Source organism: Trinickia sp. Z7 (assembly GCF_056498045.1).
This window is the reverse complement of sequence record NZ_JAUEQW010000008.1, coordinates 42,850-66,032: the sequence shown is the minus strand read 5'-3', so window position 1 is coordinate 66,032 and position 23,183 is coordinate 42,850. Positions and strand designations below refer to the sequence as shown.

At 64.6% G+C, this 23,183-nt stretch carries 18 protein-coding genes; 3 read left to right on the top strand and 15 right to left on the bottom strand.

Annotated elements, in window-relative coordinates; genetic code table 11:
* Window position 1: 1 nt before the first annotated feature.
* Together QQS38_RS15475 and QQS38_RS15470 are read right to left on the bottom strand one after the other, a co-directional pair.
* Window positions 2-4,423, bottom strand: coding sequence for a DUF5585 domain-containing protein (locus QQS38_RS15475; protein WP_479646254.1), 4,422 nt, complete (start codon window positions 4,421-4,423; stop codon window positions 2-4).
* 148 nt (window positions 4,424-4,571) lie between these two features.
* Window positions 4,572-6,197: an amidohydrolase family protein gene (locus QQS38_RS15470; protein WP_479646253.1), complete on the bottom strand. Its 1,626-nt coding sequence runs from the start codon at window positions 6,195-6,197 to the stop codon at window positions 4,572-4,574.
* Window positions 6,198-6,636: 439 nt separating this feature from the next.
* Here QQS38_RS15470 and QQS38_RS15465 point away from each other — a divergent pair, with 439 nt between their 5' ends.
* From QQS38_RS15465 to QQS38_RS15455, 3 genes are all read left to right on the top strand, one after another.
* Window positions 6,637-7,449 (top strand): hypothetical protein, encoded by an 813-nt coding sequence (locus QQS38_RS15465; protein WP_479646252.1) that lies wholly within the window; start codon window positions 6,637-6,639, stop codon window positions 7,447-7,449.
* A gap of 490 nt (window positions 7,450-7,939) precedes the next feature.
* Entirely contained in the window at window positions 7,940-8,794 is an 855-nt protein-coding gene (locus QQS38_RS15460; protein ID WP_479646251.1) for a hypothetical protein, read from the top strand.
* Window positions 8,794-12,012 (top strand): ankyrin repeat domain-containing protein, encoded by a 3,219-nt coding sequence (locus tag QQS38_RS15455; protein ID WP_479646250.1) that lies wholly within the window; start codon window positions 8,794-8,796, stop codon window positions 12,010-12,012. The genes QQS38_RS15460 and QQS38_RS15455 overlap by 1 nt, the downstream gene beginning before the upstream one ends.
* A 149-nt stretch (window positions 12,013-12,161) precedes the next feature.
* Here QQS38_RS15455 and QQS38_RS15450 read toward each other — a convergent pair whose 3' ends face one another.
* The 13 genes from QQS38_RS15450 to sctU form a co-directional block, all read right to left on the bottom strand.
* Entirely contained in the window at window positions 12,162-13,214 is a 1,053-nt protein-coding gene (locus QQS38_RS15450) for a hypothetical protein (protein WP_479646249.1), read from the bottom strand.
* Between the two features lie 345 nt (window positions 13,215-13,559).
* Complete coding sequence (locus QQS38_RS15445; RefSeq protein ID WP_440565154.1) at window positions 13,560-13,766, bottom strand: hypothetical protein; 207 nt, start codon at window positions 13,764-13,766, stop codon at window positions 13,560-13,562.
* A gap of 255 nt (window positions 13,767-14,021) precedes the next feature.
* Window positions 14,022-14,477, bottom strand: coding sequence for a type III secretion system chaperone family protein (locus tag QQS38_RS15440; protein WP_479646248.1), 456 nt, complete (start codon window positions 14,475-14,477; stop codon window positions 14,022-14,024).
* Between the two features lie 77 nt (window positions 14,478-14,554).
* Window positions 14,555-14,761: a hypothetical protein gene (locus QQS38_RS15435; RefSeq protein ID WP_440565154.1), complete on the bottom strand. Its 207-nt coding sequence runs from the start codon at window positions 14,759-14,761 to the stop codon at window positions 14,555-14,557.
* Between the two features lie 201 nt (window positions 14,762-14,962).
* A complete protein-coding gene (locus tag QQS38_RS15430; protein WP_479646247.1) occupies window positions 14,963-15,205 on the bottom strand; it encodes a hypothetical protein in 243 nt (80 codons plus the stop codon).
* Window positions 15,206-15,213: 8 nt separating this feature from the next.
* Entirely contained in the window at window positions 15,214-16,233 is a 1,020-nt protein-coding gene (gene hrpD5 / locus QQS38_RS15425) for an HrpD5 family protein (protein ID WP_479646246.1), read from the bottom strand.
* 51 nt (window positions 16,234-16,284) lie between these two features.
* A complete protein-coding gene (locus QQS38_RS15420; RefSeq protein ID WP_479646245.1) occupies window positions 16,285-16,896 on the bottom strand; it encodes a hypothetical protein in 612 nt (203 codons plus the stop codon).
* A gap of 146 nt (window positions 16,897-17,042) precedes the next feature.
* Window positions 17,043-17,303 carry a type III secretion system export apparatus subunit SctS gene (sctS, locus tag QQS38_RS15415; RefSeq protein ID WP_479646244.1) on the bottom strand — a complete coding sequence of 87 codons (261 nt, stop codon included), beginning with the start codon at window positions 17,301-17,303 and terminating at the stop codon, window positions 17,043-17,045.
* 11 nt (window positions 17,304-17,314) lie between these two features.
* Window positions 17,315-17,962, bottom strand: a complete 648-nt coding sequence (gene sctR / locus QQS38_RS15410) for a type III secretion system export apparatus subunit SctR (protein ID WP_479646243.1) — start codon at window positions 17,960-17,962, stop codon at window positions 17,315-17,317.
* On the bottom strand, window positions 17,946-19,013 hold the full coding sequence (sctQ, locus tag QQS38_RS15405; protein WP_479646242.1) for a type III secretion system cytoplasmic ring protein SctQ: 1,068 nt from the start codon (window positions 19,011-19,013) through the stop codon (window positions 17,946-17,948). The genes sctR and sctQ overlap by 17 nt, the downstream gene beginning before the upstream one ends.
* Before the next feature lie 53 nt (window positions 19,014-19,066).
* The gene (locus QQS38_RS15400) at window positions 19,067-19,810 is read right to left on the bottom strand and encodes a type III secretion HpaP family protein (RefSeq protein WP_479646241.1); all 744 of its coding nucleotides are present in this window, start codon (window positions 19,808-19,810) and stop codon (window positions 19,067-19,069) included.
* A 17-nt stretch (window positions 19,811-19,827) separates the two neighbouring features.
* Window positions 19,828-21,888, bottom strand: coding sequence for a type III secretion system export apparatus subunit SctV (gene sctV / locus QQS38_RS15395; RefSeq protein WP_479646240.1), 2,061 nt, complete (start codon window positions 21,886-21,888; stop codon window positions 19,828-19,830).
* Window positions 21,885-23,009, bottom strand: coding sequence for a type III secretion system export apparatus subunit SctU (sctU, locus tag QQS38_RS15390; protein ID WP_479646239.1), 1,125 nt, complete (start codon window positions 23,007-23,009; stop codon window positions 21,885-21,887). The genes sctV and sctU overlap by 4 nt, the downstream gene beginning before the upstream one ends.
* Window positions 23,010-23,183 lie beyond the last annotated feature (174 nt).

Genomic DNA, 23,183 nt, shown 5'->3' with positions numbered 1-23,183 from the left:
GTCACGTGAACGTGAGCGCCTGCTGGGTCCGATTATCGTTGCGCGCATAGGTCACTCCGGCAATACCATTCACGCCGACTTGCTGGCCTTCCTGTTCGATGTGCAGGCTCGTCAGGAAGCGGCCTTCGCGGTATTTGGGGTCGCTATGGATCGCGTCGATCTCTTGGCGCGCGGCCTGTGCGGCATCCGTCTTCCCGAGCCGGTCCGCCATGTAGGCAGCGGCGCGCAATTTATTCGCCGTCTCGACGTTGCCGCCGAATTCCGTGTAAAGCTGCGGCGTCGCCGTCAAATCGCGCTGCCTCAGGTAATGATTGACGAATTCGATCATTCTGGATTTTTCGCGCGCCACGACGTTTTCGCGCGATGCCCCGCCCGCGTTATATTCCTTCGCAAAATACTGCTTGGCCTTTTCCTCGGCGTATTTGTCGACGTTTTGCCCGAACTCGTGAAGGAACGAAATGGGCGCTTGGAACGTGCGAGTCGAAAAACTGGTTGGCAATTCCTTGTCGTCCTGCAGGATTTGGACGCGCCGATCGGCCACGCCGAAACGGAAGAACTGCGCGGACCCCGACAAGAACGGAGCAACCGACGTGATGACCGAGCCGCTCAGTTCGTGATTGCCGATCGGGACCTCGTCGTACCCGTTGAGTGCGGCCAGCGATCCTTGGAACGATGCGTTATAGCTCGTCGAATCGGTTTCCCATTCGGTCTTTAGGAATCCTGATTGATCGCGATAGCGCATCGTCGCGCTTTGCGCTTTTGCACCGGCGCCAACCGTCGGTGTGGATAGCTTGAAATGACCGAAGCGGATACCCACGCTGCCGTTCACGCTCAGCGTGCCCTGCTTGTCGGTTTGATCCATTTCGTAGAACCCGATCGAAAGGTCGTCGCCGAACGCTTGATACGCGCATTTGATCAAGGATTTGCGATCCTCCTCGTTGGCGGGGCGAGCGTGGCCTTCCAGTTCGCCGCCCAGTACGAGCAGTTTCAGCAGTTGCGCTTTCTTCTCGTTGACGGCGCGATCGCCCATTACGCCGCCCGATAGATTGCGCGGAAAACCAAGCACAGCGCCTTCTTGGTGAACCACCTCGTAGGCGCCGCCTGCATCGATGCCGCCGCCCAGCGTGACGGGATGCGCGTGGCCGCTGAAGTGGCCGACGCTGCCGCCGAGGCCGCCCTGGCCGCGCTTGAGCGTCGTCACGCTGACGCGCAATTGGCTGCGGTCGGTGCTGGTCACCGATTCGAAGCGTACCGTGCGGATTTTGCCGCCGCCCAGATCGACGTGCACGCTCCCAAGCAGGTGCAAGGGAATGCTCGAAATGATGCCGCTGACGTTTTTGGTCGTGCCTTGGACATTGCCCGCGCTATCGAACGCGAACCCCGATCCGAGTTCCTCCGCCGCGACGATCTTCCCGAGAATATCCGCTACTTCCTCGCGCGACTTGCCGCGCAGCGAGGGCGTTTCGATCGGGGCGACCTTGCCGGGGTGCTCGGCGTGTTGGAATGCCTCGGCGAACGCGCGCCAAGGGTGATCGGCTGCCTGCGCGTTCAACATGCCTTCGAGCGCTTCGTTGCTGGCCGGGCCGCCCACGTCGGCGGCCCACTGGCGCAGTCGTTGTGCGGTCAACGGCTGATTTTCTTCGCCCGCCATCGCGGCGATTTTTGCGCGCAATGCATCATCGGGCTCGGTCCCGGCCTCCGCGAGTTTCGCCGCCACGGCGGCGGCGACTTTTTCCTGCGAGAGTTGCGACAAGACGCTCGGTTGCGCGTAACGAGGCAGCGGCCCCGTCTCTTCCTTCGTCGTCTGCATGATCGAAGCGCGAACCAGCAGCTTGAGCGCCTGCTCGTCGCCGCCCGCAGCATCGCTCGCTAGCCCCTCGCTGGCATCGATCGTTTCATGGACCTTGTCCATCATGTCGCGCAATGCACGGCCGGCATGGGTGCCGCTGCGATTGCCGACGCCCATGCCGCGGCCGCCGTCGCTCTCGGCGATACGGTTGTAGGTATAGAAAGGACTCTTGTTCTTGTAGACGCCGACATGCCGGCTCAACGCCTCGAGCGATCCCATGAACTGCGTCCACGCTTTCGGCCGACGCATGGCGCGATCCAAATGCTTGCCTACGCTTTTGCCGAGCCTGGCTTCTGCCAGTCCGAACTGGCTGCGCGCACCGTTCGGCTCGCGCGCCTCGTCGGTCAACATGTCGCCGCGGATCATCGAGATCGCGAAGCGGCACCCGTGTGTCCCTTTGGCGAACGCCGCGCCTCGCGTGGCGTCGTCGGCCACGTGGACGTCGATTTCGCGCAACTCCTCTTTCACTGCCAGCATGGCCTTCTGCGCGAGCGTGAGATTGCTAGGCACGGCGGTATTGTCGCGGCCTGGCCAGTTGCCATCTCCGGCTTGAGCGATCGCTGCATGGAGCGCACCGTCGGCGAAGATCGATGCGGGGTCGTGCGCGAGCATGCGCGGACCGTTCGGCACTGGCGAGGCTGCACTGCCCACCTGGCGCGACGGGCGCGAGAAGATGCCGAGGATCTTGCCGCCCGCCTTCGGCTCGGCTAAGGAGCGTGCTTCGCGGACCGCCTGTTGCGACGCCTTCAGCAGTACGCCGACGAGCATGCGGTCCTTTTCGATCACGGACGGATGCGTGCCGGCGGGGCGCGCGGTTTGCGGCGTGAGTTTCTCGAGCAGGCTCGCGCCGACGCCGCCCGGGATGTGCACGAGCTCTTGCGCGAGCGCCCAGGCGCGGTCGGCATCGTAATCGAGGCTGCGTTGCGGCTGAGCGGCATCGCGCAATGCGTCGAGCAGGTTCGTTTCAGGCAGCGAGCGCAACGCAATGCGCGCATCGTGCGCGGCATCGTAGGCGGGGTCGTAAGCCGCGTCGCGAGTTCGCTCCGGGCTGCGGCCGAAGGCGATATGCAACGCTTGTGCGAGGCTCGTCGTTTCGAGCGGGGTCAAGTGCTTGTCCTCGGCGAGCGTTCTAATCGAATCGATGAGCTGGCGACGCTCCGTCCCCGGGAGGAACTTTTCGTCGAGAAACAGTTTGTCGAGCGCGTGCGCGTCTTCGAGCGCGCTGACGGTGGGACTTTCATGCAGCACGGCGGGGGGCGTGCCACCCGGCAAGTCTTTCAGACGCCGGTGCGGTTCGATCGGCGCATCACCTTCGTGCACCACGCCCGTGAAGGGCTTGGCGCGAGCCGTTCGCGTATTGGTCGCGATCGGCGTTAAGGACAGGCTCGTCGACGAGATTCCGAAGCCGTGTATGTACGCTTCGTCTTTGGCATAGGTGTGCCAGCCCGCGATCGCCTGCTTGAGCCGCTTGAGCTTGCTCAGGCTTTGGCGGGGCGCAGCCGCGTTCGGCATCGGGTCGGGATCGGGCGGCGGGACGGCGGCAGTCGATCCGCCGTGTGTAGTCGATTCGTCATGCCGCGACGCGTGCGGGGGGGAATTCGACGGCGAGGCCGGCGTGATCTCTTGGGTTCCCGCCTGCCGCAAAGGAAACGGTACGCCGCGGTCGAGGTCGAGTTCGATGAAGTCGTCGTCATTCTCGAGATCGGATTCATCGAAAATCGGGCCTTGGTCGAAGGCGTCCACGCCGGTGGACGACGATGGATTCAGAGACGTTTGCGGCGGCTTTGTCGTATGCGCCGATCCGTCCTGGGAATCGGAGCCGTTCTCTTGCAAAGGCGCCGAGACGGAAACGTTCGGATGTGCCGAGACGTTGGATGGGTTTGATGCGCTCGGGTCGTTGGATGCGTTCGGGGTGTTCGATGCGTTCGTGCCGTCGGCTGCGCTAGGGACGTGCGGGGCATTAGACGCGTTCGACAGGCGAGCGTCGCCCGATGCATGCGCGCTCGGCGGCGGCGTCCGCAGTGTTCGTTGCGGCGTATCCGTATTCGGTTCCGGCTGTCGCTTGGAGTCGGCGGTCGGCAGTGGCGCCGCGCTAGCTTGGGTCGACGAAGCCGGCTTGCGTCGCCAGAGGCGGGAGATGCCGCGTCCCGAGCGGCGGGCAGGCGGATCGCCGGGAACCCCGATCTCGGGCGCGAGGAAATGGGCGAGCGTAGGCGTGGGCGCGGCAGCTTCGGCAGATCCGCTCGAGCTGGCGCCGCGGTACAAGCTCTTTTGCGAGACGATGCGCGCCACCGTGGCTTGCAGCGGTTCGTCGCGCTCGTCGACGGCGCCAGGCCGCACGGCGTCGGGAGTCCTAATCGATGCTGGCACGGTTGCATGACCGTCGTCCGGCCGCGCCCCCGGCGCCGAACTGCTCTTCGCAGAGCGTCCGATACGGGTCAGGTTCGAGATGAAGCCCGTCAGCGAGCGCTTCGTGCTCGATCCCGGCTCCCGCGCGTGCGCTTGGCTTCGTCTTTGATTCGGGGTCCGGTCTGCAGAGGTCGACGAGGCGCCGCTGCGAAAGGTGAGTTTCATATGCTCGACTCGCTTCAAGGAGACGCTCGGGATCGGCCGCGCAACGCAGGCGTCATTGCGTGGGGTGGCCTGACTTGCCTCGGAATGCCTCATCGAACACGGGTGTGCCCGCGTTCGACGAGAGGGCGCTTTCTATCGGTGCGTGCCGTTACACCGGTTCGCCGCGTTCATCGACGCCTGCCGCGGCGAACGCGGCATCGCGTGCGGCGCGCAACTTCTCGGGTTCGATGTGCGGGCCGTCGCGCAGCGGCGTCGGTCCGGAAGGGCGCACGTTCTTCTTCATGAACTCGTTCGTCAGCACGTGCGTTTCGAAAGCGCGCACCTTCGCTCGCGCACCGACGATCACGCGCTCGTAGTTGCCGATCGTCACCTTGTGACGCACCTCGGGCGAAAGCTTGTCGAGCAGGGGCTTATACATGTTGCCGGTCTCGGCCCAGGTTTCTTCCTTTTTCGGGTCCAGCGCGTCCGATCCCATCAGGAAGCGGTCGGGGAACTCGGTGATCAGCTTGGCCGCCGCGTCGATCGACGCCGGATCCGGTTCCTCGATACCCTGCGCGTTGGGTTTCATCACGATTTGCCGAGCCACGCGCGACCATGAGATGTCGACCTGTACGTGCTTCATGTCGGGATCTTTAAGGATCTGGCGCAGGTTTTCCATGTGGTTGTCGGGCTTGGCGACGAAGCGCCCGATGCCGCCGAAATGCGCCCAAATCATCGTCGTGTTCTTCACTTCGGGCGAGGCGAGCAGCTTCTTGACGCCGTCGAGATGTTGCGGCGAGCCGAGCCCGTTCTTGCGCTGATTCTCGGTGGAATCGACATCGCAGTGCATGACGACCGGCATGCCGATGACGCCGGCCGTCGCCACCATGTCTTTGAAGGGCTTCACGTTGTCGGTCAGATTCGCCTGGCGCGCACCGTCGAATTGACGTTCGACCAATTCTTTATGAATGGTGACTTCGCCCACGCCGGTGAACGTGCCCGGGTCCTTGTGCAGCTTCTTGAGCAACGCTTCCGAGCTGAGCGGCGAGCCCAAATGCAGGCCCGTCACCATCGGATCCAGACGGTCGCGCTGGGCATCCGTGAGACCCGACATGTCCATGAACTGCGCCGTATCGGCGTCGACTTGCTGGTTGACGACGAGATGCGCGCTCTTGGCGATTTTGTCTTCACGCTCGGCGGTCAGCTCGTGCCGGGCCATGCTCATATCTTCCTTCGGAACGTAATAGTCTTCCGCTGGAATATGGTTGTTGTCGGGATGGCCGCACGGGATGACGTCCGTCGGAATCGGCATGATCACGCTGCGATAAACGCCGACTTTGTCCATCATCGCGAGCATTTCCTCGGGAAGGATGCCTTGCTGCGTGTATTGCGTCGGATGGAAATGCGAGTCGGAAGTCCAACTGCCGAGCGTGGTCTTGCTCGCTTGCTCGAGCGCTTCCTTGTTCGTCGTGTGCGCGACGGCATCGATCTGACGGCCGCGCAGCGCGGCGGTGATATGGCCGGCGCGTTCGGCAATCGGCACGCGCGAAGGCACGCGGGAACCCGTGGTGGTCGTGCTGCCGTCTTCGAAGAAGCGCGTGTGCGATTGCAACATGGAAGCGGCGCCGCTGCTTTCTCCTTTTGCACGCTTGGCGAGATTGCCGGTCAGCGCATCGGCGCTGCTGCGTTTGGCCGTGCCCGTGGGCGAGGGCTGGGGCGCATCGTGAGCAGGGGCGAGGGATGCATCCGCGTGTGCGGTTGACGTCGACGCGCGGCTGGAGTGTACGGAAGTCATGAAGGTTGTCCTGGGCGGAGGTGGAGCGTCGAGCGAGCCGTGAGACGGCGCTCGCTCGTCGGCATGGCTGAATCTCTCAAGTTCATTCGAATGACGGGGCTAAGTATTACGAGCCCGATGTGAAAGCACGGCGATAGGCGGCGAAATCTGCGTTCCCGTGGCGAATCGAAGCGCGCGCGGGCGTGCGCGGCGGCGTTTGAAGTGCGGTGGCACGACGGGGTGCGGCCGCAGGAAGCGACCATGTCGGAGACCGCTTCGCCCGCGGCCCGAGAATTTCGTCGTGCGCGAGCCGGCCGCGCGCGCAGCCCCGCTATCTTGGCGCGCAGAGCGACGCTTGATCCATTCCACCATCGGAGCGGTCGAGGGCGGCGCTCGAGCGGCGAGCCCCCTGCGCGAGCATTGCGTTTGCCGTCCCACACTATGAGGAGGTTCAAAGGCCATGAGCGTCAATGTTTCCATCGATAGCAGCACCCAGATCGAGCCGATCGATCTGAATCCCTCTCAGTCGTCCTCCGCCGATGCCGCGGTGGCGAATTACGAGGCCCTTTACGAATCGGCGTTGCAATCGATACAGCAAATGCTGCAGCAGATATTCGCCGAAGAAGGTTCGACCGGCGCCGGAAACGTCGACGGGGGCGGCGATTCATTGGGTTCCGGTATGACGACGCAAGGCGCCGCCGGTGCGCTCGCTGCCTATATGCATCAGAACGGGATCGGAACGCTCGATCCCAATCAGCTCTATCAGATCGCTTACAAACCGGCGGCAGGCACCTCGCCGGATGTCTCGGAGGCAGCCAAGTTCATGCTCGAGAATCCGGACGCGTTCAATCGAATCGAAACGCACGACGTGGCGGGCGCCGACGGCATCGCAGGCGTGAACGACTTCGACTGGGCGGCGCAGGGCGGCGCGAGCGATACCTCGAGCAATACTTCGAGCGCGGACGACGCGGCGTTGGCCAGCGAGCCGACCGCCGCGGGGGCGACGCCGATGGATGCGCAAAGCGCCTCCGGCGCGCTCGCTGCCTATATGCACGAGCAAGGCGTGCAAACGCTCGATCCCAACCGGCTCTATCAGATGGCGTATCGCCCGGCAACCGGCGAAACGGCGCAGGACGCGGTGGCCGCGAAGTACATGTTGGCCCATCCCGATACCTTCAACCAGATCGAAACGCACGACGTGGCGGGCGCCGACGGCATTGCGGGCGTGAACGACTTCGACTGGGCAGCGCAGGGCGGCCTCGGGAACGCCTAAGCAATAGGGGGCGAACGCGTGGGCGCAATTGCGGCGAGTCCAACGGGCGGTAAGCGCATTGAAACGCCGCATCGCCCGTCCCCCGTCTTCTTCTTGTCGCTGTTAGCGGTGACGTCCTCGCTTTGCGGCATGCGGCATTCGCATCGACGCACTGTCCCGACGCCGCGCCGATCGATTCGCCGATAGACGCCGATATTCGTCGGTAGCTGGCTGCGTGCCGTCGGGCCCGAACCACAATTTCCCCATCTTGCCGCTGCCGCGGCCGGAAAACGTAAAGCATGGGGAATCCGATGAGAACGCATCGTGCTCGTCTGCGCCCGAAACGGGTGTGGAAATTCGTGCTGTTGACGCTCGCTTGGTCATTCGCTTTTTGCTCAGGACCGATTCGATCGGATCGAGTCGATCTGCTCGCGCGGTGGCGGCATGTGGACGCGTCCGCATTGCATGCAATGGGCGCCGATTCACAGCGCAATGAACGTGGAGTATCGCCATGACCAAAATCACCAAAGCCTTCGCGTCGCTGATCGGATTCGCGCGCGGCACGAACAAGCCTAGCGCAGCGGCCGGGAACGCAGCGGGGACGCGGCCCGCAACGAACGCGACGTTACAGGATCTAGCGTCACGCAAGGCATCGGCGCTGTCGGGAGCCGCGCTGACGAGGGCCGGTACGGCGCGACCGCGACTGGCGGCTCGCGAATTGCCGCGGCTGGGCGCTGCCGCTCGGGCACGTGCTGAAGCCGCGGCGACGGCGCGCGAAGTGGCACGCATTCAAGCATTGCCGAGCCCGGCGCTGCCGCTCGATCTGGATCGGCGATTCGCCGCACTCAAAGCAATTACGCCCAAGCCGACCGGCCAGCCCGGTGTGACGTTGAATAGGCCTGCGGTCGAAAGCGCAAAGCCCGAAAGCGCAAAGCCCGAAAGCGCAAAGCCCGAAAGCGCAAAGCCCGAAAGCGCAAAGCCCGAAAGCGCAAAGCCCGAAAGCGCAAAGCCCGAAAGCGCAAAGCCCGAAAGCACAAAGCCCGAAAGCACAAAGCCCGAAAGCACAAAGCCAGAAGGCACAAAGCCAGAAGGCGCGAAGCCCGAAAGCGCGAAGCCCGAAAGCACAAAGCTAGAAGGCGCCGCCGAACTACAGGGCGCACGCGAAGAACTGGCCAATCTAGCCGGAAAGGTTCACGAGCACGTCAACGCCATGCACGCGGCCACGACGGCGCATCCGACGCAGCAACAGCAATTGCTGCAACAAGAAATCGCCGCCCTACACGAGTTGGCGATCGTGATCTCGCAAATCTTGCAACGCCTCACGCGGCGCGCCGGCGAGGCGTTGCTGTCGATCACGCGCAGTTGATGAAAATCACCTTCAAGGAAGGCGGCGACTTCCAAATCGAGCCGCAGGGCGAAGAGCAAGCACACAGCCGCGAAGCAGTGAGGGCCAGGGCGGCGCTTCGCTACGGCGAGCCGCCGGTCTATTTCGACGCGCTCAAGCACGGCACCTTCGCGAGCTTCGAGCAATCGCCCGACTATAGCGCGTCGAAGACGCAGATCAGAAAGAGCATCGATTCTCTGCGGCAATTTCTCGAAAGAAAGCACGACCCCGTGAACCGCGCCGCGTCGGCGCAGATCGATGAATTCGGTAAACGTGTCGAGTCCGGCTCGACCGGATTCTTTTCCACGCGGGTCGCGCTCGCCCATTCGATGGGCAAGGAAGCGCTCGAACAACTGGCCTTCAGCATCGAGAACCCGCAGGTGGGCGAGGACCGACGCGAGGTTGCGCTCAAAAACCTGGCGCCCGAGCTCATTGCCTGCGCCGACGGGGCGATCGATCAACTGGTCAGGCGCGCGCGATTGTTGGAGCTCGAAAGCGCGGGCGGCCTGAAATTCAACGCGCGCTCGGAATGGGAGAAGATGCTGAGCCAATCGATTCTCGAATTCGTGCAGAAGCGGTTCGGCCTCAGGCAAAACTATCGAAACAACGAGATTCACTTTCACAACGCATTCTGGAACCACCTTGCGTCGCGCTACGGCATGACCGAGTCGGTCGACGACTTCATTGCCAGCCTTGGTTTGACCGATGCCGATCACGAGGCATGCGAGCGCCACGTGACGCAACAGGTCACACCGGGACGGCTCGTTCACCACGTCGCGGAAAACCGCCTAGCCGAGATTCGCGGCGCCTTTCGAGCAGTTGCCGATCGTCCGTTGTCCCCCGAAGAAGTGTTCGCGTTCTACGGGGAGTTCGAACATTGGGCGCTAACGGAATTGCACGGGCGATTCGGCGTAATCCCGCCCGGCGCATTGTTCTCGAGCTACGAAGACGAGCATGAGGAGACGCGTTATCGAATGATTCGCGACCCGGCGCTATTGATGGCGACAATCGGAGAGAACCTCGTGAAAAGCGGATTGCTCAACGCATTCCCGGTTACGGTCATACGCGAAAGCGGGCAAGAGCGAATCCTGCAGCTGGCCTATCAAGCCTTCGTCGTGCATCACGCGCAGGACCGGACGGACCGTTCGCTGACGCTGGACGATCTCGCGGGCATGGGCGATGCGTTGACGCCGCGCATGGTGGTCACGGCGTTGCGCAATACGGACGACGAAGCGTTGGCGCAAGTCCCAGCCGATCGTATGACGCATCTGCTCGAAAGCGAAAGCGAGCCGTTCGCATGGCTCGTGCGTTTGAGCGATACGGCGGTTCGCCGCTATCGTGCGAGCCGCTCCGATGCGGAGCCGGCACTGTTCTCGCGCATCGCGGAAAAAATGCGAGCGCTGGGCGCAATGCAGCAAGAATTGGCGTTTCTCGCGGCAACGAAGGCCGGCGACGAGCCCGTAGCCGCCTTTCTCGCCCGCGGTTTTACAACGGTGCGCGGCTTCGATGGCCACGGCAATTCGGCGCTGCACTACGCCGCCAGTCAACAAATGCTGACCGTGATCGAGCGGCTCGAAGGCAAGCTCGATTTCAATGTCCGCAATATCGACGACCGAACCCCGCTGATGGCGGCCGTCGCAGCCGGGAAGGTGCAGGCGATGCAAGCGTTGCTGGACCGCCGAGCGGATCTCGAGCGTACCGACCCGCAGGGCCGAACAGCGCTGTTGCTGGCCGCTGCCTACGATCGGCCCGATGCGATGGCGGCGCTGCTCGATCGCGGCGCGTTACCTACGCACACGGACAGCAACGGCTGGGACGTCTTGCTGGTCGCGGCGGCGCACGACGGCGCGGCTGCCATTGCCGAGCTGGCGCAAAGGGGCTTCGACATGGAGCACGCAACCTCGACCGGCATCACCGCGCTCATGGTCGCGGCCCGATACGGCAGGCGCGCCGCGGTCCAAGCACTCGCCGCGCAACGGGTCGACCCCAATCGATCCACAGCCCACGGCGTCACTGCGTTGATGTGCGCCAGTCAATTGGGTCACGCATCGGTCATCGATCCGTTGCTCGATTGCGGAGCGGCGCTGGACCACGTGACATCGCTGGGCATGACCGCAGTGATGCTGGCGGCCCAGAATGGGCACGCCGATACGATCGACAGATTGGCAGCGCGCGGCGCCGATTTGGAGAAAGCGAGCCACCAGGGTATGACCGCGCTATTGCTCGCAGTCGCGCATGGAAAAGCCGCCGCGGTCGCGGCACTCGTGGCGCGCCACGCCAACCAGGACCACGTGGGGCCTGGCGGTATGACCGCATTGCTGTGGGCGGCGAAGATCGGCGATCCAGCGATGCTCGAAACGCTGATCGGCGCCGGCGCCGACATCCATTGCACGGTCGATGGCCGGTTCAATGCGGTAATGGTCGCGGCGATGAACGATCGCAGCGCGGCCATCGAAGCGCTCGCGGGCAAGCTCGATGTCAACCTCGTCAATGCGAATGGGGAAACGGCCTTGATGCTGGCCGCGAGCCGCAATTGCGTCGAAGCCATCAAGACGCTGGTATCGAAGGGCGCCGACCTCGAGCGCGGCGATGCGCGCGATCGCAGTGCCTTGCTGTTCGCGGCCGACAACGCGCACGTCGAAGCGCTGCAGACGTTGTTGACCGCCGGCGCAGATGTCGCGCGCGCAGATATCCATGGCATGACCGCGCTTGCGCTGGCGACGAGGCACGATGATCCCGATGCGATCAACGTGCTGCTCGATCATGGCGCCAACCTCGAGCACGATCACGGCAACGGGGTGACCGCATTGATGATGGCGGCGCAGGACGGCAATCCCGACGTGTTGGAGGCGTTGCTCGATCGCGGCGCCGCCATCGACCGGCAAGACGATCGAGGCTTTAGCGCGTTGATTCATGCGGCGCGTGGCGGCCGCAGCGAAGCAGTCGCGCTATTGCTGGACCGCGGCGCCGATGCGCGATTGCGCGACCGATCGGGAGACAAGGCGCTGGCGCATGCGCAAGAGGAGGGGCATCACGAGGTGATCGGACTTTTGCTAGGAGAGGGATCGGACGGTGAAAGCGACGACTCGACGCCCGCGTCGTCCTCCCGGTCGTCTTCGCCATCGCCATCGACGTCGCCGGCACGACGCGAAGATCCGTCCGCTTCCGCCGAGCCGTCCGCCAAGCGCCTGCGACGCTAAGCGTCACGACGTCGAGCGGCCGGAGCGACGCGGCGCGCAACGTCGGGAGAACGAAGGAGCGGCAACGCGTGGGGGCAACGCGTTCGCTCTGCCCGCCACGCAGGCACGCCCGCCCACCCTGCGCCATAGGCGCCTCGTCTCACCGCCGCTCACATCAATACCGGCTTCCACGCGCGCGCCAATTCATCGACGAGCTTGTTCATGGCTTTTTCTTGCTTAGCCGGATTCGTTGCGCAAAACGCGCGATCGAATGCGTTGGGCCCCAACGCCTTGCGCGCTCGTGCAGCCTGATCCCGCAACTGATTCCTCTGTTGCCGACCGATCTGCGAGAAGCTGTCGACCGGCAGCGCCAGTCCAACAGGGTAGGTGCGACCGAGCGCTTCGTCCGGCAACGCATCGGTGTGCAGCAGTGCGACGCCGACGTAGCATTCCGCCAACGCGTGTTGCCGCTCTTGGTTCCAACGCGACAGGTGAAGCCACGCCCCCGGCGTTGGCGCTTTGGGCCAGAGTTGATAGATCGCATCGGCCATCTTGGCGATCGCATCGGCTTCGCCGCCGAAGTACGCCCTATGCAACGTGTCCTTGCCGACCGTGCGTTCCAACTCGGCGGCGAGCTGCACGCCCGATTTGCCATTGGTGAGCCGCGCGCCGGCGGGGCCGTTGTCGAGCATGGTGCCGCGATAGGGTTGCGCTTCGGGGAAGTGCTCGGTGAAGTACTGCGCTAGTCCTTCTTCGATCGCGGGGCGTCCGCTGCGCAGCATCAGCTCGTGAAACTTCGGGTTCGCGAAGCAGTGAAGATACTCGTGCTGGGCGATGTGCGTGCCAAGCTCGCGCGGCAGCGTCTTGTCCACCATCAAGCTCAACACTTTCGCACCGCTCAGACTGCCCGGCACGTATTGCACGTTCGTGAGGCCCGGCGTGCCCATCGGAAGTTGCGAGGTAAGGCGTGGCTCGATGGAGCGGCAGTCGCTGTCGGCGGGGATATGCTCGCCGTATCGTTCGAGCACGTTGGCTCGCGCTTGATAGAGGGTCGGTAAATCGACTCGCGCACGGGCGGCAGATTGCGTCGGCGGAGCCGGTCTGCTCGGCCTAGGCGTTGGCGCTTGCATGTCCGCAGCCGCCGCTCGTTGCCTGCCGTGGTACACGCCATAACCGGCCCCGAGCGCCAACGCGCCGACGTAGCCTTTCCAGAGGTGCTTCATCCAGCCGCCGTCTGCTGCATTGGGCGCTGGCTGCGTTCGAGCCGCGGGTGGCGTGGTGTCTTCGGGGGCTTGTGCTGCGTCGCGTTGCTGTGGCGCCCTCGCGCGTCTGCGAGAAGCGGCGGCATTCGCATTCGATGCGGTGCGGCGAGCGAGCGGTTCGAGATTGGCATCGCGGGCGCGACGCGACGAAGATGGGGAGGTCGCCGTGCTCTCGCGAGGTTCGTCCGCGGGGGCGCTTGCCGGCGCGTGGCCGGCCGGGGTCGAGCTTGTGACTTTGGGCATGAGTGCGCGTATTCGAATTCGGGGTGCGCCCCGCGCGGCGCGAGAGCGCACCCTCGATCCCGCTTAACCTTGCGTCAGGCTCTTGGCGTTCTTCGGGCCGGCTTCTTCGAGCTGATCCTTGGCCGCGTCGTTGTTGAGCGCGTTTTCCATCTGCGTGGCCGCATCCTGCAACGCGATCGAGCTGGCCGTGCTGGCCGACATCTCGGCGATCGTCGAAGCATTCGAGCCGACCGTTGCGCCCGTCGAGAAAGAAGAAGTGTTCAGTGCCATTTTTCAGTACTCCTAATCATCAAGGTGAAGCCCTCTACAGGGCCGATGGATTGCCGCGGCCTGATGGACACGGGTACGACGAACTTGCTGTGCTGCCAATACCTGCCAGCGGTACCGCTTCGCGCTGACCTTCGCCGATCGCTTCCAGGTGCTTCGTCGACGTCAGCGTTGGACTCTACTTTGCGACCGCTGGCGTTTTCGAGCTGACCTTCGGACGAATTTTCCAGCCTGGCGGCGAACTTTGCGTTTTCGGCGTCACGCGCGTATCCAGATGTAGTTGCCGTCCGCGAGATGCCGAAACATTTCGTCGTCGGACAGCAGGATGTTCTCGCGCCAGTAGCGACCGTGCTCCACGTAATGCTCGATCATTTCGACGAGCCAAGGGCCGTTCGAATTGGCTTCCAACACGCCGCGCACGACGAGCACGACGCCGCCGGTCTCGGCTTCCACGCCGAGCTGGGCCTGATCTTGCGCGTAGACCGAAAGGTTGGCTTCGAGCAGCAGGCGAAAGACACGCAACGTGCGCCCGCCCGAAACGATGCCGAATTGAAAATTGACGTAGATTGCGGCCGGATCTTCTTCGTAGAAGTCGATGCCGACATCGAAGTCGTCGATGCCGACGACACCGCGCTCGATCACGCGGTCGGCGTCGCCGATGCCGCGCAAATCGCACAGTTCGCGGATCAGCTCGTTGCGGCGTTCGAGGCTCATGGGGAAGGGGAGGCGCCCCGATGGAAGTGCCCAAGGGGTGCGCCCCGCGCGGCGCGAGAGCGCACCCTCGATCCCGCTTAGCCTTGCGTCAGGCTCTTGGCGTTCTTCGGACCGGCTTCTTCGAGCTGATCCTTGGCCGCGTCGTTGTTGAGCGCGTTTTCCATCTGCGTGGCCGCATCCTGCAACGCGATCGAGCTGGCCGTGCTGGCCGACATCTCGGCGATCGTCGAAGCGTTCGAGCCGACCGTTGCGCCCGTCGAGAAAGAAGAAGTGTTCAGTGCCATTTTTCAGTACTCCTAATCGTCAAGGTGAAGCCCTTTGCGGGGCCGATGGATTGCCGCGGCCTGATGGACACGGGTACGACACGTCCGTACATGCGTACGGGACGCTTGCAACTGGAACTTCAACTACTACTTCGATTGCCACCAAGACAGCCGCTAAAGCTGCGTATGCAACCGGCTACTGCACCGTGTCGCCCGCCGACGTCACGCGTCGACGGTCGAGCGGCAAAGCTGCGCGGCGGCGTTCAAACCGTCGGCTACGGTCGTCGCTTGCTGGCGCATCATGGGATCGGCAAGCTTCACCGCTCGGGATGCGATCTCGGAAGCTAGGCGATCGAGTCCCAGAGCAGCATCCACGAGCGCACGGCGTTGATCTGCGCTTTGTTCCGACAGCGTCTTCACGGCGTCGATCGCATCGATCGTTTCGTCGGTCAGGTTGTCATACATGATCGTCCTCAGTTCAAAGGGTGCGCAGTTGCGCGTGAATCGATGAATTGCTTGGTTCCGTCACCGCCTTCGACATACTGTAGATCGTCGACCGCGAGCAGCGACTCGACCGTGGCCGGCATCGGCATGCGCTCGTCCGGCGCAATCTGTTGCGTAACCTGTGTCACCATGGGCGCCAGGTCGGCGCTCAGTTGCATGAGCGTCGCCTGCGCCGCATGCGCATCCTTCGCCACGCCGGTCACGCCGAACTCGCGCCGGCCGAGGTATCGCACGCGCAGCGCCGGGTCGTGCAGCGACTCCTGCAGGTCGCGCGTAATTTCGTCGACGCAGCCGATCCGCCATATGATCTTTCCCGGCGCGATGGTCTCTAGCGTCGTGCGCACGAGCGCCTCGCCGGCACGGTCCGGCACCAGACCGACCACGTCGAAGCGTCCGCCTTGGGGCGTTATCGTCACATCCGGCTGATGCAGCCGGGCAAGCGCGGCGCGCAGATCGTCGGCGCTCGGCTGCCGCGCAACGCCGTGCAGCGAGCCATCGATGCGCGGATGCAGCACCGCGGGCAACGCGATGCCCGCACCGCCTATCGCGAGCACGGCGATGCCGGCGGTTCCGGCTACGCGCAGTCCACGGCGATGTTTGCCCGGCGCGGGCGCCGGCGGCGTCGCGCTCGCGGCCGAGGGCTCCGGCACGACGATGGCGTCGGGCGTGGGCTGAGCGGCAGGCGCCAACAACGTTTCGAGCAGCTCGATATCGCTCGGCCATTGCGCGTCGGCATCGCCCGTGCAGAGCACGACATTGCCGAACCGGCGCGGCTTGAAGTCTTCGAGCACGATCGCGTCGCCCGGATGCGCGGCATCCGAGATCGTTACGCTTGCGTCTTCGTGCTGGCTCAATTGCATGGCGGGTTGATCCCAATCGCTGATTTGGATGTGCGCTTCGTCATCGCTGCCGATGCGCATCTGCGTTGGTTCCAACTTTATGCGGGCGCCTGCGTGGCGCCCGGTGAGTAGACGAATTTCCTTGGTCATGAGCGAACTCCTAGTATTGCGGGGCGCGGCGCGCGGCGCTTCGCGAAATGTCTAAATGCGGGACCGGCGTCGATCTAGCAGCGAGCTGATCTTGGCGACTGCGAGCGCGCGTTCGGTGTCGGTGCGCGAGCGTTCGAGATTGAGCAGCATCAACGGCAGCAGCAGGTTCATCGACTGTTGTTGGGCCGGCGCGGGTCGCGTCGGGACGGCGACGGCGTCGATAAGGCGCTGTCTGATCGAGGCCAGCGCCCCGGACGCGTGCGAGGCGGCGCCCGGCAGCAGCAGGAAGTCGCGCACGGCGGCCAACACGAGATAGGTCGAGCTCCCCGGCGGGCGGGCGCTGGCCTGCTCCTCGCGCGCGCGCAGCAGGGTGCTTTCGGCGGTTTCCCGAGCCTGGGCGGCATCGCCGGTGGCATTGGCCGCGGACATGAATCGCTTGGCGCTCGCGAGACGCTTCGGGGGACGCGAGGCCGTCGCCTCGTCTTCGTTGCGATCCCGGCTATCTCCGCCCGAGCCCGTATGCTCGCCGGGATGGCGATCCGCGACGCGCATGACGAACTCGCTCTGCTTCTGCAGATGCTCGGTGAGCATCATCAGCAGTTCCTCGCTGGCGCCCGATTCGTCGATGCCGTCTTGCGAGTCCGCGCCGCGCCGCCGCTTCATGCGCGAGCGGTTCGCGCTCTTTTGCGTCTGGTGAACGTGATGATGCTGGCGATGGTGTTGCGCGCCGGGCAAGCCGGATTCGCCGGACGTCGCGGCCGCGTCGTCGACGGGCGCAGTATTCGGTCCGATGCCGCGCAGTCGCATGCTCATGGGAACACGCTGCGCATGACCGACTGCGCAAAATGCATCACGGCCGAGGCGCCCCACGGCGCCGCAACGATGATGACGACGGTGACGATCATGAATTTGAAGCCGTGCGAAATGGTCGAATCCTGCAGCGACGTGACCGCCTGCAGAAAGGCGATGACGAGCCCCGCAACCGCAGCGACGGCCACCGCGGGCAGTGAGACGAGCAGGCACAGTGTCAGCGCGTCGGTGGTCAAGCGTGTGATGGCATCGGCGTCCATGCGTCGGCTCCTTACTTGTACGTCGAAATCAGGCCGTGGATCAGCGTCGACCAGCCATCCATCGAGACGAACAGCAACAGCTTGAACGGGATGGCGACGTTGGTCGGCGTCACCTGCGAAAGGCCGAGCGCCATCAACAGATTCGCGACGATCAGATCGATGACTACGAACGCGAGGTACAGCAAGAAGCCGATCTTGAAGGCGGAGGTCAGTTCGGTCAGCGTGAAGGCGGGCGCGAGCACGACCAGGTCGTCGCTTTTGAGCCTTGAGACTTTATCGGCCGGCCAGATCTGTTGGGCGGAACGCATGAAGAACGCTTTCTCGCGCTCGTCCGTATGCTTGATCAAGAACTGGCGGAACGGCTCGCGCGCGGCATCGAAGATCGGCATCACTTGGCTCGTCGCCGATTGCTCGCTAGACACTTGCGCACGATGCATGGCCTCCATGCCCACGGGCGCCATGATGAAGCAACTCACGATCATCGCGATGCCGTTCAGCACCGTGCTCGGCGGGACCTGCTGCACGCCGAGCGCGTTGCGCAGCAAGCCGAGTACCACCACGATCTTGGTGTACGACGTGACGACCATGGCCGCGAAGGGAAGCAGCCCGAATGCGAGCAGCGCGACGAGCAGCGACGCGACATCAAGATTGCCGTTCATCGCTTGCCGCCATCCGGTGAATTTGCACGCCCAGGTTGTCGCCGATCGCGACGAGCTTGCCGAAGGCGAGCGTTTGCCCGTAGGCGACGAGCCGCACGGCGGCATCGGCCAGCGGCAAGGGCAGATCGAGCACATAGCCCGATTGCAGCGACCCGATTTGGGCGATGCTCAGATTGACACCGATGAGTTCGACGTGGACCGGCAAGTCGATCGCATCGACCGGAACGAGCGGCTCGGCGGCCAGCTCCGCCGAGGCGTCGGCGAGCGGGTCGAAGGTGTCCGGCTGGGCGGCGGGGGCGAGGGTCACGGCAGTCTCCAAGGTAACGGTGTACGTATCGACGCGAACGCGCGCGTGCAATTGGCGGCCGCGCGGCACGCCGATGCGCAGCGAGGCATGGTCGATCGAGCCGCCTTCCGAGAACGGTAGGCCGGGGCGCCAGCCAAGCAGGACGTCATTGCGGCCAAGCGAAGCCAGCAGTGCGGGCGAACATAGGCGGCTGCGCAAGCGGATCGCGACGGGGACGACGATGTCGCCCAGGGCGTCGAGCGGCGCGTGCGCCGGTTCGCGCGTCCAAGCGCGTTCCAGGTCGGCTGCGAGCGCTTCAGGCAGATGAGCGACGGCGAGGGTGGTTTCGATGCCCACGGCGTCGAGCGCGAGGTGCAGGCCTTGGACATCGCTCGGGTGCGCATCGATTGAGATCGACTTGATCGAAGGGGCCGTGCCGTCACCAGTATCGAGCCGGGACAGCCACGCGGCCAGCCACATATTGGCGAGCGCGGCGGCGCGCCGAGGTTCGCTGTCGAGCGCAATGCTTTGCAGCGCTGCATGCCGCGTCGCGTCGGCTACGACGGTGATCGGACCGTGCCGGCTCTCCAGCGTCAGCGTGAGCGGCTGCTCGAATGGGCGCGCGGCATTGCCGAGCACGCGCAAACCGTATTCCGCTGCCGGATGCGTCGCCTGGCGCAGCGCTAGTGTGCGAGTCAGTCGCGCCAGCGCGCTCGCATAGTGCGGCAGTTTGCCTTCCAGCGATGTCGGCAACGCGTCGTTCATGGTTTGCTTCGGCTCCTGATTACGTGGGGTCGTGCGGCGCGGCATGCAGCGGATCACGCGCTGACCTGAACGTCGATTTGGCGGCCCAACGATTCGGCCAATCGCGTGCGCAGGGCGTCGGTGTTCTCTGAGATTAATTGCGTGGAACGCGGATGCTGCGTCTCGAAGCGAATTGCAATGGACGACGGCGAAAGTTGGAGATGAAGCAGCGTGTCGGGCAGCACGGCGGGGTTCATCGGCAGCGTCACGCCCCACGATGCGTCGTTCGCATCGCCCGACATCGAACAAAAGCGCGCGATGCGCTCGGTCAGCTCGCGGGCGAAAAGATCAGCGTGCGCCGCCACGGCACAGGCATGCACGATTTGCTTTCCCAGCGCCGCATCTTGCTCGTGCGGGGCGAGGTCCCGCGCTTGGCGGCGCGCGTGCGCGTTGGCGTTCGCGGCGCCGAGCGAGGCATGCATTGGCGCGCCGTGCGCGGCTGCGTCGCCGTGAGGCGCCTGCGTTGAGTTCGGTGGCCGCTGAGGTTCCAGCGCGAGGTTCGGCACGGCGTTGGGGGTGGCGGCGCTTTCGGTATCCGACGCGCAGCCGGGAGGCGTGTCATGCAGCGCGTCGTCGGCCGGCGCGATGAGGGCCGATGACGGAGCGAGGCCCGCTGCGCTCGCGAGCATCCGGAATAGCTGCACGGCGCCCGCATTCGACGAAGCAGGCGCGGCGCTGGCACGCGGCGTCGCAGTAGACTGGCCCTGCGCGCCGGGCACGATGCGAATGTCCTGGGCGTTGCGCACGCGATCGGTCATGACGGCTCCTTCCCTCATCAGAACGTGAGACGGCCGACGGGAGTCAAATGCGCGTCGGAACCGAGCTCTTGGAACGAGTAGACGTGCAGCCACGGCAAGCGTTGCTCGATCATTCGCCGTACGTAACGCCGAATGTCCATCGCCGCGATGACCGCCAAATGCCTGACCGGATCGGCGCCGCAAATCGCTTCGAGATTGCCTAGCAAGGTATCGACGGTCGCCGGCTCGAGCGCGAGGAAGTTGCCCGCCGGCGTCGGCTTGATCGCTTGCCGGATGGTCTGCTCGACTTCGGGATCGAGCACGATGGCCGGCAGCTCGCCCGTGCCGCCTGTTGCGAGGTGCGCAATGAAGCGCCCGAGGTCGCCCCGCACGTATTCGGTCACCATCAGCAGGTCTTTCTCTTTCGGCCCCCAGATCACGAGGCTTTCCAAAATCGCGCGCATGTTGCGAATCGGCACATGCTCTTCGAGCATGCGGCGCAACACTTCGGCGATGCGCTGCGCCGGCAGTGCCTTCTGCACCTCGGCCACGAGCCCCGGGTAGTCGGCGCCCGCGCGCTCGAGCAACCACTGGGTCTCTTGCAGCCCGATGAAAAGCTTGGCGTCCGCCCCGAGCCGCGCGACCGCATGGCCCGCGATCAGCGTCTCCCGGCTGACGATCGCTTTGCCGAGCTCGGGCGGCACTTTTGCAGCCTCGATCCAATAGCTCAGCGCAAGCCCGGCGACGTCGCGGCGCTCCTCGCATTGGGCGCGCAGCGTATCGGGCGCTTGCCGCAGCACGCACATGCCGGGCGGAAGATCGACCGGAAGGGACGGCACGTCCTGCACGATCAACTGATAGCTGTGCGCTTCGAGCTCCTCGGCTATCCAGAGGGCAGTGCGTGGAAAGGGCAGGCCGAGATCGGCGGTGAGGGCGCGCCGTCCTTGTTCGAACGCTTCGTCGAGTTTGGCGGCGTCGATGATCGCGGCGAGCGCCGGGGATAACCGGATCGCCAAGGGAACGGCGAACGCGGGTTCCTTGGTCGAAATGGTCGGCGCGTTTTCCTTCGAGCCCTCGCGCGTGAGCGCGGGCAGTTCCGGGCCAGCCGGTTCGTTGTCTTTGCGCTGCTTGCGGCGCAGCGCGAATGCGGCCGCCGTCAATGCGCCGGCGAGCACGACGAACAACGTGGACGGAAACCCGGGCACGAGCGCGAAGCCGCAGAGCAAGGCCGCCGCGCTGAACAGCGCGCGCGCGTTGCCCGAGAGCTGCTCGAGAATTTCCACGCCGAGCGAGCGCGGCTTGCTGTCCTCGTCGGCCACGCGCGTGATCAGCACGCCCGCGGCCACGGAAATCAAAAGGGACGGGATTTGCGACACCATGGCATCGCCGATCGACAGCACGGAAAAGCGATTCGCCGCCTCGCCGGCCGACATGCCGTGATAGCTGACGCCGATCACGATGCCGGCGAGGATATTGACCATCGTAATGACGAGACCGGCGATCGCATCGCCCTTGACGAACTTCATCGCCCCGTCCATCCCGCCATGCAGTTGGCTTTCGATGGCGAGCAACGCCCGGCGTTTCTGCGCTTGCTCGGCGGTCAGGTTGCCCGCGCGCACGTCGGCGTCGATGCTCATCTGCTTGCCGGGCATACCGTCCAACGAGAAGCGCGCGCCGACTTCGGCCACGCGTTCCGAGCCTTTGGCGATCACGATGAACTGCACGGTCGTAATGATGAGGAACACGACGAGGCCGACCACCAGATTGCCACCCACCACGAGCTCGCCGAAGCTTTCGATGATGTTGCCGGCCTCGGCGTGCAACAGGATCGACTTCGTCGAAGCGATGTTCAGCGAAAGGCGGAACAGCGTCGTGAACAACAACAGCGACGGGAAGGCCGAAAGCGATGTAGCTTTGGGGATGTACATCGTCACCATCAGCAGCACGATGCTCGTCGTGATGTTCAGGCCGAGCAAGGTGTCGATCAGAAAGGTGGGCAGCGGCAGGATCATCAGCGCGACGACGGCGACGATCACGCCGGCGATCGCGACTTCCCCGCTGTATTGCGACACGCTCGAGAGGGAAGCGCTTTTTGTCATGACGGTATGCCTCGGTGAGGGGGGATGGGATCGCTAGGGTCGGCGGGGCTCTGCAATGACGGGCCGGCCTCTTCGGCCCGCCGCGAGGCTGCCAGGTCTTCGACCCATGCGAGCACGGCGGCGACGGCTTTGAAGCAGGGTTCGGGGATGGCGTCGTCGAGCGGCACGAGATAGAGCGCCCGCGCGAGCGGCGGGTTGCCGACGATCGGTACGCCATGACGCTGCGCCATGCGCCGAATCTCGAGGGCATCGGCATCGACGCCCTTCGCCACGATGCGCGGCAAGTCGTACTCGGCGGGCATGTAGCGCACGGCAACGGCGTAGTGCATCGGGTTCACGATGACCGCCTGCGCCCCCGCCACGGCTTTTTCCGGGTTGCCTTCGACGATCTCCTTGGCCACCTGCTTGCGCTTGCCTTTCAGATGCGGGTCGCCTTCGGCGTCCTTGTGCTCGCGCTTGACCTCTTCCTTGCTCATACGGTGATCGCGAATGAAGAGCCACTTCTGGATGCCGTAGTCGGCCACGCCCAGCACGAGATAGAGCACGCCGCCCACGGCGAACAGGCGGCATAGCGTGGACCACGAAAGCTCGATCAGGTCCGGCAAGGGCTCGTACGCCACGCCGACGATCAGCGGCACCAGCCCCGTGAGCGTCTTGTACAAGGCCGCCGCTAGGATCGCCGCTTTGACGAGCATCTTCGCGAGGTCGATCAGCGCGCGCAGCGAGAACATGCGCTTCAAGCCCGAGGCCGGATTGATGGCGTTGAACTTGGGCTCGAGCGGCTTGAAGGAGATGACGAAGCCGATCTGCGAGGCCACGGAGACGACGGCTGCGACCACCGCCACGAGGACGGGAATCGACAACAACAGCGCTTGGATGCCGATGCGCGCCATGGCCCGGCCTAGATCGGCCTGCGTCTCGCCCACTGCGTGGACGTCGAGTGCAACGCCCAGCAGCGCGCGCAGGTGCTCGCCCATGGTCGGCCCGGCGAACGAAAGCCCTAACGAGGCGGCGATCAGCAGCATCGAAAACGATAGGTCCGGGCTTTTGACGGTCTCGCCATCGCGACGGGCGTCGCGAAGCTTCTTGTCTGTCGGCTCTTCGGTCTTTTCGTCGGACATCGGCTGGGGCTGCGCCTTCGCGCAATCACTGGGAATGGCCGCGAGTCTCGCGCGCCCGGCGGTCGCGCACGCCGGCGAGCGACGAAAGCGCGCGTCGGCCGGCGAAACGGGCGGCAAGCCGTGCGCGGTTCGCTCCCGGGCGAGGGAATTCGCCGGCCGCGTCGAACGGGCGGC